Genomic DNA, 15,060 nt, shown 5'->3' on the forward strand with positions numbered 1-15,060 from the left:
ATGGAGATCAACCTCAGCGACTTGCACTTCCTCCGTCCGCTGTGGCTCTTGCTCGTGCCGTTGGGTGCCTTGCTGCCGTGGCTCTGGAGGCGCAGCCGGGATGTGCAGCGGCGTTTGCGCAGCAACATTGCCGAGCACTTGCTGCCGCACTTGCTGATGACCCCGCAGGACCAACAGCGTTTGCGGCCGGTGCATCTGGTGTGTGCGCTGTTGATGTTGGGCGCCCTCGCCGCTGCCGGTCCGACCTGGGAGCAGGACCGGCCGGACTTTCTGGAAAATCGTGCGCCGCTGATCATTGCCATCGACCTCTCGCCCTCGATGGACGCCAGCGACATGCCGCCCAGTCGCCTGGAAGCGGTCAAACACAAACTGCACGACCTGATCCAGCGCCGCGCCGGTGCCCGCAACGCGCTGATCGCCTACGCCGGCAGCGCGCATCTGGTGCTGCCGCCAACCGACGATCCAGCGTTGCTCGATACGTTTATCCAGGCATTGAGCAGCGACCTGATCGGCAAACCGGGGAAGGATGTCGGCGCGGTGATCGACGAGGCCAAACGCTTGTTGGCGGCGGAGAAAACGCCGGGCACGTTGTTGCTGATCACCGACGGCGCCGACACCTCGCAACTCGGCGGCCTGGGCAAGCAGCTGAACGACAGCACGCTGCAAGTGTTGATCCTCGCCGTCGGTAGCGAGGATGGCGGAATCATTCGTGATGCCAATGGCCAGCCGCGCACCGACAGTAACGGCCACCCGGCCCTCGGCAGTTTCGATCAGGCCGCGCTCAAGCAGTTGGCATCAGCCATGGCGGCGCCGCTGGGCAGCCTGACGCTCAATGACAACGATCTGGACTGGATCGAACTGCACGCCCGGCAACATTTCCAGGCGGCCAGTGACGAGCAGCGTGAGTTGCATTGGAAAGACGCCGGATACTGGCTGTGCTGGCCGCTGCTGCTGATCGCGTTTTTCAGCGTGCGCAAAGGCTGGAGCCTGAACTGGACGGCCGGTTTGCTACTGGCGCTGGGTATCGGTTTTCAGCCCACCAATGCCCAGGCCAACGCCTTGACCGATGCATTTTTCACCCCTGACCAACAAGGTCGCTGGGCCTTCGAACATGAGCATTTCCCGAAGGCTGCCGCCCTGTTTGTCGATCCGTACTGGAAAGGCATCGCGGCCTATCACGCGGCGGATTTTGACCTCGCGCTGGCGAGTTTTGCGCGACTGGAAACACCCCAGGCGTATTTTTACCTGGGCAATATTTACGTGCGCCGTTTCAAGTTTGATCAGGCCATCGCGGCCTACACCCAGGCGCTGAAGCTGCAACCTCAGTTCCCGGAGGCCACGGCCAATCTGGCGTTGGCCATCGCCCTGGAGAAAGACACCGAGAGCGCCGAACAGAACGCGCCCGAGGTCAAACCTGACGAAATCAAGATGGACAAGGCGCCGGGCAAGGGACAAAGCAAAGCCGTGGAGACCGAGCAGGCGACGTCGGACGCGTTGTGGTTGCAGAACCTGACGACATCGCCAGCGAAATTCCTCAAGCAGAAGTTCAGCTTGCAGGATCAGGCGGGGGGCAAGCCATGAACCGAGTCGCGGCCATCGCCGGCAAGCCGGCTCCTACAGGAGGATGCATTTCAAACTGTAGGAGCCGGCTTGCCGGCGATAGCGTCCGCTCACTCACCACAAAACTTGCCGCCTTGCTCTGCTGCCTGATCACCACATCCGCCCTCGCCACCGAACCCGAACTGCGCATCCAGACCCGCCTGCAACCCGCAGACCCGGTCATGGTCGGCGGTCTCCTGGAGCTGCAACTCGACGTCCTCACCGACAGTTGGTTCACCGATGCCCCCGCCCTGCCCGACCTGAAACTGCCCGGCGCGCTGGTGCTGCCGCCCGACGGCCACGCCGAGCACATCAACCAGACGCTGGATGGCAAGGCGTTCAACGGCATGCGCTACAGCTACCGGATCAGCCCGAATCTGGCCCAGAGTTTCGACATTCCGGCGCTGACTGTGCAGGCCACGCCGGGCCAGGCCAGCGCCCCGTTGAGTGCGCAAAGCCAGCCGCTGCATTTCACCGCCACACAGCCGCCGGGGTTCAAGCCTGGTGAACCTGTGCTGGTGGCGCAAGGGCTGCGTTTCACGCAAAAAGTCATCGACTCGGCAACGCCTCTGAAGGTCGGCGACAGCCTGACCCGGCAACTGACCTTGCAGGCCGACAACGCCATGGCCATGTCGCTGCCCGCGCCGTCACTGGGCGACGTCAGTGGCCTGAGTCGTTACCCGAAAAACCCGCAAATCAGCAGCATGGACGACGGCCGGGGCAACTTCGCCGGCGGCCAACGCATCGACACCGTGACTTACCGCATCGACAGCGAAGGCCATCACAGCCTGCCCGCGATCGCGCTGAAATGGTGGGACGCCAGCAGCCAGCAAACCCGCACCGCTCAAGTACCGGCAGTGAGCTTCGAGGCCGTCGCCAACAGCGCTTACACGCCTGTGTTCTCGATTGCCGAAGACCTGAAACAAATGGGCGAACACAGTCGCGTGCGTTTTTCCAGGCACTGGCTGGTTGTCTTGCTGCTGCCGGCAGTGCTGCTTCTGGGCTGGTTCGCAAGGCCTTTCATGCATCGCGTTTACCTGTCCGTGCGCGACCGACGCCGTGCCCGACACGCCACGTGGCTGCAATCCGCCGACTACGCCTGGCGGCAGATTCCACCACAAATCAACGCCCGACCAGCGCAACTCAGCGCCCTGTACCTGTGGCTCAAACGCAGTCGCGGGGGCCTGAAACTGAGCGTCCTCGGCCCGCGCCTGCAGGACCTGTTACGCGCCTGTTACAGCCCTCAATCGACCGAAGATCAGGCGCTGCGCCAACTCGGGCAATCCTTGTCTACGCTGCATAGTCAGGCGCGAGGCAGCAACGTCCGGACCGTTCCCGCACTGCGGCCGCTCAACCCCGTCCACGAGAAGGAATTCCCATGACGAACGCGACTTCAAGCCACCATCGTTTCGGGCTGACGCTGCTCTTCACGCTGATCCTGCCGCTGCTGGCGCATGCCAACGAGCCATTGCCGTCGTGGAATGACGGCCCGGCGAAAAAGCACATCATCGAGTTCGTCCAGACGGTCACCGACCAATCCAGCAGGGACTTCGTCAAGCCCGCTGACCGCATCGCCGTGTTCGACAACGACGGCACCTTGTGGAGCGAGCAGCCGATGTACTTCGAGCTGCTGTTTGCCCTGGAAGAGGTCAAGCGCACCGCGCCGCAGCACCCGGAATGGAAAACCACCCAGCCCTTCAAGGCCGTCCTGGAAAACGATCACCAGGCACTCGCCGCCGCCGGCATGGACGGCATCATGAAGATCTTCGGTGCGACCCACACCGGCATGACCACCGAAGCCTTCGACGACTATGCCAAGACCTGGCTGAGCCAGGCCCGGCATCCGAAGACCGGCAAGCCGTACACCGAGATGATCTTCCAGCCGATGCTGGAAATGCTCGACTACCTGCGCGGCCAGGACTTCAAGACCTACATCGTCTCCGGTGGCGACACCGGGTTCATGCGCGCCTTCGCCGAGAAGGTCTACGGCATCCCGCCCGAGCAAGTGATCGGCACCACCTTCGTCACGGCGTTCCAGTTCAAGGACGGCAAAGCCTCGATCGTGCGCACCCCCAAGCTGGCCCACAACGACGACGGCCCGGGCAAACCGGAAAGCATCGACGCGGTGATCGGCAAGCGGCCAATCCTGGCGTTCGGCAACTCTGACGGCGACCTGCAAATGTTGCAGTGGACTGCCGCCGGCCCCGGCAAACGATTCATGGGGTTGGTGCATCACACCGACGCCAAACGCGAATGGGCCTATGACCGCAAGTCCGATATCGGGCGCCTGGACAAAGCCCTGGACGAAGCAAAAACCCGTGGCTGGACTATCGTCGACATGGCGTCCGAATGGCGCCGGATCTATCCGTTCGAGGCGGCCGCCACTCCCGAGCAAGTGCAATAAAAAGCGTGACGCAGGACTGCAATAAACGTTTGTCGCACCACGCGACACTAGCGCAAAAGGAGCAAGTCAGATGACTCGCATACGCAAGTGGCTACCGAAACTCGCCTTGGTGGCGGCCTCGGTGATGGCGATTTCGGCGACTGCCGGGGCCGCCGAGAAACCCAATATCCTGGTGATCTTTGGCGATGACATCGGCCAGACCAACATCAGTGCCTACTCCATGGGCGTGGTCGGGTACAAGACTCCAAACATCGACCGGATTGCCAAAGAAGGCATGATGTTCACCGACTATTACGCGGAAAACAGCTGCACGGCTGGACGCTCGTCGTTCATTACCGGGCAGACACCGTTGCGTACCGGCCTGTCGAAAGTCGGCGCGCCTGGCGCACCTGTCGGTTTACAGAAACGTGACATCACTATCGCCCAGGCACTCAAGTCCCAGGGATACGCCACCGGACAGTTCGGCAAAAATCACCTGGGCGACAAGGATGAATACCTTCCGACCAATCACGGTTTCGACGAGTTCTTCGGCAACCTGTATCACCTCAACGCCGAGGAAGAACCCGAGCGTCCGTACTGGCCCAAGGATGACCCGGAATTTCTCAAGTCCTATGCCCCGCGCGGCGTGATCCACAGCTTCGCGGACGGCAAGATCGAAGACACTGGCGCCCTGACCACCAAGCGCATGGAAACCATCGACGACGAAACCACTGCCGCCGCGCAAGCGTTCATCGAGAAACAGGCCAAGGCGGACAAACCGTTCTTCGTCTGGATGAACACCACGCGCATGCACTTGTTCACCCACGTGCGTGATTCGATGAAGGGCCAGAGCGGCATGCCCGGCAACGAGTACGCGGACGGCATGCTCGAACACGATGGTGACGTAGGCAAACTGTTGAAAACCCTCGATGACTTGAAAATCACCGACAACACCATCGTCGTCTATACCACCGACAACGGGCCGAACCAATTCTCCTGGCCGGACGCGGCGACCACGCCGTTCCGTAACGAGAAGAACTCCAACTGGGAAGGCGCCTACCGCGTACCGGCGATGATTCGTTGGCCGGGCAAGGTCAAACCGGGTGAAGTCTCCAACGAAATGTTCTCCGGTCTGGACTGGTTTCCGACGCTGCTGGCCGCTGCCGGCGATACCGATGTGAAGAACAAACTCCTCAAAGGATGGGCACCGACCTCCGGTGGCAACAACTTCAAGGTGCACCTGGACGGTTACAACCAGCTGCCTTACCTGACCGGCCAACAGCCTAAAGGTGAGCGTAAGGAGTTCTACTACTTCAACGATGACGGCGTGTTGGTGTCCATGCGTTTCGATAACTGGAAAGCGGTGTTCTGCGAGCAACGCGCGCCCGGCGGCTTCAAGGTGTGGAGTGAGCCGTTCGTCTGCCTGCGAGTGCCAAAAATCCTCAACCTGAGAATGGACCCGTATGAACGCGCCGACGTGGTTTCCGACCAGTATTACGATTGGGCGACCAAAAACGTTTATCTGGCAGCGGTAGCAACCGGTAAAGCGGCAGTGTTCCTGCAAACCTTTATCGAATACCCGCCAAGCCAGAAACCGGCCAGCTTCAGCGTCGACCAGATCCGCGCTGCGGTAGACGCCAAAATCGCTGAAAAAATGAAGAATCAACCTGCACAGTAAGACCGTTTGACCGCCGCTCGCCCGTTACGGCGAGCGGCCCTATTCCCAGATGCAAACACATTACCTGTAGGAGCCGGCTTGCTGGCGATAGCGGTTGTTCAGGCAACACTTCTATCGACTGGACGGCCGCTATCGTCGGAACGCCGCCCGCAGCAAGCCGGCTCCTACAGGGATTTGTGTTTTATTCAAAATTTGTACAAGGCAATAGCCCTATGTCCTCACGTGTCGCCAGCAAGTCGTCGGCCATTCCTGTTCCTCATGCCGCCTCCCCCGCGCTGCTGATCCCGGCCCTGTTGCTGTTCGTCTCCGGTGCCGCGGCGCTGGTGTATCAGGTGCTGTGGATCAAGCAACTGTCGCTGGTGGTCGGCGTCGAGGTCTATGCAATCATCACCGGTATCAGCGCTTTTTTTGCCGGGCTGGCCTTGGGTGGATGGCTGTTCGGACGCTGGGCGGATCGCTTGCAGCAGCCCGTTCTGTTGTATGCAGGGCTGGAAGTGGTCGTGGCCGTGCTGGGTGTCGGCGCGACCTTCGCCATGAGCCTCGCGGCCAGCCCGTTTGCCTGGCTGGAACAACACATCGGTCTGGCCGCTTGGCTGTTGCCCTTCGCATTAGTCGGCATCCCTGCGCTGTTGATGGGCGGCACCTTGCCGGTGCTGGTGCGCTCGTTGGCCAGCGACCCACAGCATCTGGGCAAGGCTGGCGGCCAGCTTTACGCGGCGAACACCGCCGGCGCTATCGCCGGCACCCTGCTTGCCGCGTTCGTGCTGATTGCCACCCTCGGCGTGCGCGGCAGTGCCCTGGCCGCCGCGATGCTGAACCTGCTGGCCGCCGCCGGCGCCTTGTGGTTTCAGCGTCACCATTCATTGCCGGCCGTTGCGCCGGCGAAACACACGTCGAGCAAAGCGCCCGACCGACTGGCCTTGTGGCTGTACTCGATTGCCGGCGGCGTGGCCCTCGGTTATGAGGTGGTCTGGTCACAATCGATCGTGCAGTTCATGAGCACCCGCACCTACGCCTTTGCTGTGGTGCTGGCGACGTACCTCACCGGGCTGTTTCTCGGCAGTGTGCTGCTGGCCCGTCGGGTGGAGCGCATTCGTGATCCCTGGGGAGTATTCGGTTTGCTGATCGCCGGCGCCGGGCTGGTCGCATTGCTGGAAATCGCCCTGCTCGGTCGCTGGCTGGTGATCGCGCAAAGCCTCGCCGAAACGTGGGTGTTGTCGCTGGGTGCGAGTGAATTGCCGGGCATGAGCGCGCGGTTTGCGGTGGCGGCGTTAAGCATCGTGTTTGTGCCGACGCTGTTGTTGGGCGCGGCGTTCCCCCTCGCCCTGCGCCTGAGCGTTGGCCGCGAGCGAGTCGGCCAGGATGTCGGCGCTGTCGTGGCGTTCAATACGCTGGGCGGGATTGTCGGGGTGATGCTCTGCGGGTTTGTGCTGATCCCGTGGCTGGGCCTGGTACGCACATTGGGGCTGTTGGCTATTGTCGCCGCCGGGATCGGGTACTTCGCGGTGCGCAAGGGTCACGGGGTCAAGAAAGGTCGACGGCAAGCGGTGGTGGCTATCGGTCTGTTGTCGGTGGCGGTGGCGATATTTACCCCGGTGAACAAACTCGCCAGCCTGCTCCCCGGTGCTCGCAACGCCACGCTGGCCTTCTATGAAGAAGGACGCGGCGGGACCGTGGCGGTGGTCACCCAGGGCAAGGGGCAGAAAGCCTTCCAGCGCTTGTACATTCAAGGCGTGTCCAACACCGGCGACGCCATGCCGTCCCTGCGTTACATGCGCATTCAGGCGCTGCTGCCGCTGCTGATCCACAACGGCGAACCGCGCTCGGCGCTGGTGATCGGCTTTGGCACCGGCATCACCGCCGGCGCATTGACCCGTTATCCGGGGCTGGAACACCGGGTGGTGGCCGAGTTGCTGCCTTCGGTGGTCAAAGCTGCGCCCCTGTTCAAAGGCAACTTCAATGCCGCCGCCGATCCCGCTGTTGACGTACGCCTGCGCGACGGGCGCCAGGAGCTGCTGCGCAACCCGCAGCGCTATGACTTGATCACCCTTGAGCCGCCACCGCCCTCCGCGGCCGGCGTGGTCAATCTTTACTCCCGGGACTTCTACCAACTGGCCGCCAGTCGCCTGGAGAAACAGGGGCTGGTCGCGCAGTGGCTGCCGCTGCCCACGCAGAACATCGACGATTCGCGCTCTCTGGTGCGCAGCTTTCTCGATGTGTTCCCGTACGCCAACGTGTGGACCAGCGAGTTCCACGAAATGCTGCTGGTGGGCTCGATGGAACCGATTGCGCTGGATGCGGCGAAAATCAGCGAGCGCTTCCAGCAGGACAGCGTGCGCAGCACGTTGCAGGACGTGGGCATTGGTTCCGCCAACGCCTTGCTCGCCACGTGGGTCACCGATCGCACGGGGCTGGAGCGTTTCGCCGCCGATGCACCGCCAGTGACCGACGACCAGCCCCGTATCGAATATGCGCCGTGGGTGCGGGCCAAGGAGATCAGTCGGGTGCTCCCCGCCCTGCTGGACTTGCACGTCGCGCCACCGTTAGTGAATGCCGATGCGGGATTCATCGAGCGGATGAATGCGCACCAGCAACGCTTGATGCAGTTCTATCGGGCGAGCCTGCATGCCTATGACGGCGACCGTGATGCGTGGGCCAGGGATATTCGCGAGGTGATGCGCGGGGATGGGGGGAATCCGTATTACCGGTGGTTTGTCGGGGAGTGATTTAGCGCCTGGTAGACCGCTATCGCGAGCAGGCTCGCTCCCACATTTGATCTCTGTCGCACACATTTTTTGTGTTCACTGGAGATCCAATGTGGGAGCGAGCCTGCTCGCGATGAGGCCCTCAGCCCCAACAAATTATTTGGATTTGAGTTTCAGATACGACTGATGCATATCCGAAGCCCAGCCATCGATCACGCTTTTCACGTCATCGGCCTTCATCACCTGAGATTCATTTTCCAGCGGTTTGCCGGTGCCCTTGCGCACTACCTGGGCCACGACTTTATTGCTGCCGCCGTCCAGGAACACCGCTTCAGTGGCCAGGTCGGTCTGCTGATCACGAATACCGCTGGCAGTACTCACCGCCGCTGCCACCAGCGCAATCGGGATCACTTCATAAGGCTTCAGCCCTTCGGTCTTGCTGCTGACGGCAGTGATCGCGGCGCGCACCACAATCACACCCGGGCCAGGGCCTGAGGCAAGAGGCAGGGATTTGCCGATTTCGCGTTTGAGCGCCTGATCGTAATAACTGGTGATTCCGTTCAGGGTGGTCTGAGGGATTTTTGCCGTCGGCTGAGGTTTGGGATACAGCTGGGTCGGCTCGATGTACACGCTTTTGAATTTCTTGATGTCAACTTTCGGATCGATCCAGCGCATCACTACTGCACCCGAAGGTGACTTGCCTTCCTGGAGCTGGCTGTAATTTTTGAGAAAGCCCGAATACTCGTCCGGCTCGACCTTTTTGCTGGCGCAGCCAACTACGCCGATCGAGGCAATACACAGTGTGCTCATCATTAATGCAAGCTTCATGCGGTAACTCCTGTAGGGCGGTCGACTACGGTTTGGAAACGGGTTTAACAGGTATAGCCAATGCAGCGAGTTTTGTTGTGCAGAATCACAACATTCATCTATCGCCGCGCAGAGGATCACAACCGTCATTTGACAGACGCCCGGCATCCGTCAAAGCTGCATCGAGCTAGAACGCGCGCCTGACGGCAAACGCACCCGGACTATGGAAGTCGTAATGCCGAAACATAAAAACAAAGCAGCCGCCCCAAACCCTGATTCGTCACCGACTTCGTTTTCTCGTTATCTGTTTCCCGTACTCATCAGCGTGTTGCTCCTGGCGATCGCGGGCATTGGCTGGTTTCTGTTCAGCAGCCAACCGGCCCCGCAGACCTATGCGCCGTCGGTCAGTACGCCGGTCCTTGCACCTGAAAAACCCGTGGTCGCCGCGCCGGCGAAGATGGTCGATGAGCAACAGTGCCAGGCTTGCCACAGCGAACAAGTGAAGGACTGGCAAGGCTCGCATCACCAATTGGCGATGCAGGAAGCCAGCGCCGGGACGATGCTCGGCGACTTCAACAACGTCACCTTCAAGGCCGAAAACGAAACGACCCGGTTTTCGCGCAAGGACGACGAGTTCTGGGTCAACACACCGGGCATTGATGGCAACAACGCTGACTTCAAGGTCGCCTACACCTTTGGCATCGCGCCGTTGCAGCAGTATTTGATTGAAGTCGGTGACGGTTGGTTGCAGGCGTTGGGCGTCGCCTGGGATACCGAGAAACACCGCTGGTTTCACCTTTATCCGGGCCAGGGTGTGAACTTCAAGAACCCGTTGCACTGGAGCAAGCCGAGCCAGAACGCCAATTTCATGTGCGTCGAGTGCCATACCACCGGCTATAAACGCAACTTCGACGCGGCTAAAAACACTTTTGACAGTCAGTGGAACAGCCTTGGCGTGGGTTGCCAGGCGTGCCACGGTCCGGCGTCCAGCCACCTGGAATGGACCGCGAAAAAGACTGATCTGATCCACGCCGGTTTCGCCGTCGACCTCAAGGACAAGGACGCGACCGTCGAGATCGAAACCTGCGCCCGCTGCCATTCACGGCGCGCTCCACTGGGTGATGGCTTCACCGTCGGCAAGCGCCTGATGGATGACTATCTGCCCAGCCCCCTGACCCGCGAGTTGTATGCGCTGGATGGCAAGATCAAGGACGAAGTGTTCGAACACGGTTCCTTCGCCCAGAGCAAAATGTTCGACAAGGGCGTGCGCTGCAGCAACTGCCACAACCCCCACAGCAACGAACTCAAGGCGCCGGGCAACGGTATCTGCCTGCAATGCCACAACAGCGCTGGCAAAACCTCGGTGGCCGGTGTCGAGGGCAAGGGCTTGCAGGCGAAAAACTACGATTCGGTCGAGCACACCCGCCACGCCATGGGGCAACCGGGTTCGCAGTGCGTGGATTGCCACATGCCCGGCAAGTTCTACATGGGCAATGACTTTCGGCATGACCACAGCTTCAGCATTCCCAACCCTGAGCGGGCGAAAAAACTTGGCACGCCGGACGCCTGCCTGACCTGCCATCAGGGCAAGGCCGGTGACAAAATCACTGAACAATTCAAGCTCTGGAACACCGCAGCCACCGCCACCCAGGCGCCGCGTTACGACGAAAGCCTGTGGCTGATTCGAAACGGTCAGCCCGGCGCGGCGCAAGCCTTGTACGAACAGCTGCAACGCAACAACCTGCCGGCGATCCAGCGCGCAACGCTGCTGGCCGAGTTGCCGCTGTACCCCAGCGAACAGGCGTTGAAGCTGGCGACTCAAGACTTGCGCAACCCGGCACCGCAAGTGCGTGAAAGCGCCGTTCGGGCGATCAGCGCGTTCCTCCCGCCAGTGGAGCGCACACCACTGCTGACACCGTTACTGGGTGACCCGGTCAAAGCGGTACGCATCGCTGCCGCCCGTGATCTGCTCAGCGTCGCCCGCGATGGTTTGGGCAGCGCTCAGGCGAACTGGAGCGCCGCCATCGCCGAGTATGAGGATGTGCAAAAGAGCCTGGCCGAACGCGCAGAAGCCAACCTCAACCTCGCCATGCTGTATCAGGCCAGCGGTCGCAGCGCTGAAGTTGAAGCGCTGCTGCGCACGGCGCTCCAGCGCGATCCGGACTTTTACCCGGCGCTGGTGACGCTGGTGCAGTGGCTGGAAGCCAGTGGGCGCGGTCAGGACGCACAGGCCCTGCTGGAACAGGGCCTCAAGGAGCATCCGGACGCCGCTTTGCTGTTGCATACCCAAGGGTTGTCGCTGATACGAGCGGGCAAAACGGCCCAGGCCATGCCAGTGCTGCGCAAAGCCGCCGGGCTGGAGCCCCAGAGCGCGCAGTTCGGCTACGTGCTGGCGGTGGCGCTGCATGACAGCGGCAAGGTCGATGAGGCCTGCGAGGAACTGGAACGGTTGTTGAAGGTGCAACCGGCGAACCGCAATGCGCGGTTATCGTTGATCCAGTACTACCTGGAAAACGGACAGGAGCCCAAGGCTCAGGTGCTGTTGCAAGGCTGGAAGAAGATGAACATGGGGGATCCGGCTTTGAAGTGATCCGGGGGCCCCATCGCCGGCAAGCCGGCTCCTACAGAGATCGCATGCCCCTGTAGGAGCCAGCTTGCTGGCGATAGCGTCGCCTCGGTATCACCAGGACGAACCACTCTTCAACGCCAACTCCCGCCGACTGTTCGCCCGCATCGCCTTGATCAACGACACCGTGCCCACCAACAGAATCGCGGCGCCGAACAGGAAGTCGATGTTGTACAGCTGGAAGTCCTCTAGCGGTCCCACCAACAGCACGCGGATCGCGCCGATACTCACCAGTGTCGCGAGAAAATCGATGCCCGGTTCGTCACGATAAAATACGTGCATCAGCGGCAGGCAGATCACCAGCAACAACAGCAGCACGATCACCTTGAACGAGCCTTTGCGCTCGACACTGAAGGCGCACTCATTGGCCGCGTAGGGCTTGTAATCGTCCTCGCGAACCAATGAATTTTTCTCGTTGATGTACTCGACCCGGTTGTACTTTTGAATCGGCGTGAAGGTGTTGGACATCTCCATGAGGGTGGTGATGCGTTTGAACTTCAGGTCGATCCGTTCATTGCCCTTGAGGATGTACAGCACCGGTTTGTAGCCATAGCGCCAGGTGTCGAACGGAAACACCGCCGCCCGCCCCTGCACGCCGATGGGCCGGGATTCAAGCTCGGCGTAGGCACTTTTGTCGAGCGAAGAGAGGTTGCGACTCAGCGGTTTGATCCTGACCTGCTCAAGGAAGATCGGCGTGACGCCGTAGGACCATTGAAGAGGTTCCAGGCGCAGGCGCAACTCATTGCGGCCCAGGTCATATCGATCGAAAGTGCGCTCGGAGACGATGACCGCACCCGAGAGCATGAAATCGCCCCGTACGTTGTTGGTGATGCGCAGGGTCAGGTGATCCTTGCCCAGCGCCGCCGCATCGCTGGCCGGTGGCGTGCCGCACCAGGCGGAACTGTCGGCCGACGCCCCGAGTTGCCCGTCACGGTTCTCCTGGAACAGATACACATAACTGCCCCACAGGGCCGCCATCAGCAACACTGCGACCAGCCCTAATACTTTCTTGCCCGCGCTCAAACCAGACTCCTTTCTTTGACCCGCTTCCTTATGAGGCGCGGACTCTATCAAAACGGGGTCCCCGGCCAAAGCAAAAAGTCGTGTGGTTGTCAGCGGCGCCGAAACAACGGTCGTGGCTCGATCACCGAGCGGCCATACAACACACTCATACCGGCGAGACCCTTGAGCGCGTCTTCGGCGGACTTGTCCTCGCGCACCGCGAAGCTGTCGAAACCGCACTGGCGCATGTGGCTGAGTTGATCGCGCAGGACATCGCCAACCGCGCGCAACTCGCCGGTCCAGCCCAATCGGGTACGCAGCAAATACGCCTGGCTGTAACCACGACCGTCGCGAAAACTCGGGAAATCCAGCGCAATCAGCGGCAGTTGGTCGAACCACGGCTTAAGGCTTTCCACCTCATCGTCCGGCCCCAGCCACACGCCCTGCTGCCCGGGCTCCTCCAGCCAGCAGGCCAGCGGCACTATCACCGGACCTGAAGGTAGTCCGGCGGCTGGATCCCTGACCAGGGTCCACGGATCGGCGCTATCGATCCGCGCCACACCGGCCTCCAGTCGTAGCAGATTGTTCATGCCGAGACCTCCAGCAACTTCGGATAGACCGCTTCCTTGAACGGCTCCAGACCAAGGCGCTGCAACGTGTCGACGAACAGTTCCTCACTCTCGCGGTAACGCACGAACGTGGCGATGATCCGCTCGATCACGTCGGGCACCTCAGCCGCGCTGAAGGACGGTCCGATCACTTTGCCCAACGCGCTGTTCTTGCCCTGAGCGCCGCCGAGGGTGATCTGGTACCACTCGCTGCCGTTCTTGTCGACGCCAAGAATGCCGATATTGCCGATGTGGTGGTGGCCGCAGGCGTTCATGCAACCGGAAATATTGAGGCTGATGTCGCCCAGATCATGCAGATAATCCAGGTCGTCAAATCGCGCCTGAATGCCTTGTGCAATGGGGATCGACTTGGCGTTGGCCAACGCACAGAAGTCGCCGCCGGGGCAGGCGATGATGTCGGTCAGCAAACCGACATTGGCACTGCCCAACCCATGCTCGCAAGCCACACGCCAGAGTGTGAACAGCTCCGACTTCCGCACGTCCGGCAGGACGATGTTCTGTTCATGGGCAATGCGGATTTCGCCAAAGCCGAACTGTTCGGACCACGCGGCCACGGCATCCATTTGTTCGCCGGTGACATCGCCCGGCGGCGAAGCGCTGCCCGGTTTGGTCGACAGCACCACACTGGCGTAGCCCGGCACCTTGTGCGGCTGGACGTTGCGCGAGACCCAGCGAGCGAATGCGCTGTTTTCGGCCAGACGGGTGCCGAACTCCAGGTCGGTACTGGACAGCGAACGGTAATCCGGCGGCACGAAGGCACTGGCGACACGCGCATATTCATCGCCGGTCAACTGCGCCGGACCGTCCTTGAGGTGCTGCCACTCCTCCTCCACTTCCCTGGCAAAGGCGTCGATCCCGAGTGCCTTGACCAGAATCTTGATCCGCGCCTTGTACTTGTTGTCCCGCCGACCGTGGCGGTTGTAGACCCGCAGCACCGCTTCGACATACGACAGCAAATGCTGCCACGGCAAGCCTTCGCGAATCTGCAGGCCAAGAATCGGCGTGCGTCCCAAACCACCGCCAACGATCACCCGCAGGAGCATTTGTCCGTCGGCGCCGGGGTAAAGATAAAGGCCGATGTCGTGCATCATGATCGCCGCGCGGTCCTGTACGGCCGAGCAGATGGCAATCTTGAATTTGCGTGGCAGGAACAGGAACTCCGGGTTGATCGTCGACCATTGGCGCAGGATTTCCGCCAGCGGTCGCGGGTCGATCAACTCGTCCGCCGCGACCCCGGCGAAGGCTTCGGTGGTGATATTGCGCACGCAGTTGCCGGACGTCTGGATCGCGTGCATTTCTACCTGGGCCAGGCGTTCGAGGATTTCCGGCACCTGGGCCAGTTCGATCCAGTTGAACTGCATGTTCTGGCGGGTGGTGAAGTGGCCGTAGCCACGGTCGTAATCCCGGGCGATGCTCGCCAGCGTACGCATCTGTTGCGCGCTGAGCGTGCCGTAGGGAATGGCCACGCGCAGCATGTACGCGTGCTTTTGCATGTACAGGCCATTCTGCAAGCGCAACGGCAGGAATTCCTCTTCGCTCAACTCGCCTGCCGTGAAGCGTTCGACCTGATCACGAAACTGCGCAACCCGCTCGAAGACCAGCGCCCGGTCATAGTCGTCGTACTGATACAT

General features: G+C 61.2%; 10 protein-coding genes. 6 read left to right on the forward strand and 4 right to left on the reverse strand.

What is annotated here, in order from left to right; genetic code table 11:
- From IB254_RS03800 to IB254_RS03820, 5 genes are all read left to right on the forward strand, one after another.
- Nucleotides 1–1,581: a VWA domain-containing protein gene (locus IB254_RS03800; RefSeq protein ID WP_192416461.1), complete on the forward strand. Its 1,581-nt coding sequence runs from the start codon at nt 1–3 to the stop codon at nt 1,579–1,581.
- Complete coding sequence (locus IB254_RS03805) at nt 1,578–2,981, forward strand: BatD family protein (protein ID WP_192416462.1); 1,404 nt, start codon at nt 1,578–1,580, stop codon at nt 2,979–2,981. The genes IB254_RS03800 and IB254_RS03805 overlap by 4 nt, the downstream gene beginning before the upstream one ends.
- Complete coding sequence (locus tag IB254_RS03810) at nt 2,978–4,003, forward strand: HAD family hydrolase (protein WP_008030176.1); 1,026 nt, start codon at nt 2,978–2,980, stop codon at nt 4,001–4,003. The genes IB254_RS03805 and IB254_RS03810 overlap by 4 nt, the downstream gene beginning before the upstream one ends.
- A gap of 70 nt (nt 4,004–4,073) precedes the next feature.
- On the forward strand, nt 4,074–5,660 hold the full coding sequence (locus IB254_RS03815; RefSeq protein WP_192416463.1) for an arylsulfatase: 1,587 nt from the start codon (nt 4,074–4,076) through the stop codon (nt 5,658–5,660).
- A 212-nt stretch (nt 5,661–5,872) separates the two neighbouring features.
- Nucleotides 5,873–8,386 carry a fused MFS/spermidine synthase gene (locus IB254_RS03820; protein WP_192416464.1) on the forward strand — a complete coding sequence of 838 codons (2,514 nt, stop codon included), beginning with the start codon at nt 5,873–5,875 and terminating at the stop codon, nt 8,384–8,386.
- A 135-nt stretch (nt 8,387–8,521) separates the two neighbouring features.
- On the opposite strand, the gene IB254_RS03825 is transcribed toward IB254_RS03820, so the two are convergent.
- A complete protein-coding gene (locus tag IB254_RS03825) occupies nt 8,522–9,193 on the reverse strand; it encodes a DUF3313 domain-containing protein (protein ID WP_192416622.1) in 672 nt (223 codons plus the stop codon).
- A gap of 214 nt (nt 9,194–9,407) precedes the next feature.
- On the opposite strand from IB254_RS03825, the gene IB254_RS03830 reads away from it, so the two are divergent.
- Complete coding sequence (locus tag IB254_RS03830) at nt 9,408–11,762, forward strand: tetratricopeptide repeat protein (protein ID WP_192416465.1); 2,355 nt, start codon at nt 9,408–9,410, stop codon at nt 11,760–11,762.
- A 90-nt stretch (nt 11,763–11,852) separates the two neighbouring features.
- On the opposite strand, the gene IB254_RS03835 is transcribed toward IB254_RS03830, so the two are convergent.
- The 3 genes from IB254_RS03835 to IB254_RS03845 form a co-directional block, all read right to left on the reverse strand.
- Entirely contained in the window at nt 11,853–12,821 is a 969-nt protein-coding gene (locus tag IB254_RS03835; protein WP_192416466.1) for a hypothetical protein, read from the reverse strand.
- An 89-nt stretch (nt 12,822–12,910) separates the two neighbouring features.
- A complete protein-coding gene (locus IB254_RS03840; RefSeq protein ID WP_192416467.1) occupies nt 12,911–13,390 on the reverse strand; it encodes a DUF934 domain-containing protein in 480 nt (159 codons plus the stop codon).
- Complete coding sequence (locus tag IB254_RS03845) at nt 13,387–15,060, reverse strand: nitrite/sulfite reductase (RefSeq protein ID WP_192416468.1); 1,674 nt, start codon at nt 15,058–15,060, stop codon at nt 13,387–13,389. Before IB254_RS03845 ends, IB254_RS03840 begins: the two co-directional genes overlap by 4 nt.

The sequence above is a fragment of the Pseudomonas sp. PDM03 genome, from assembly GCF_014852385.1.
Lineage (GTDB): Bacteria > Pseudomonadota > Gammaproteobacteria > Pseudomonadales > Pseudomonadaceae > Aquipseudomonas > Aquipseudomonas migulae.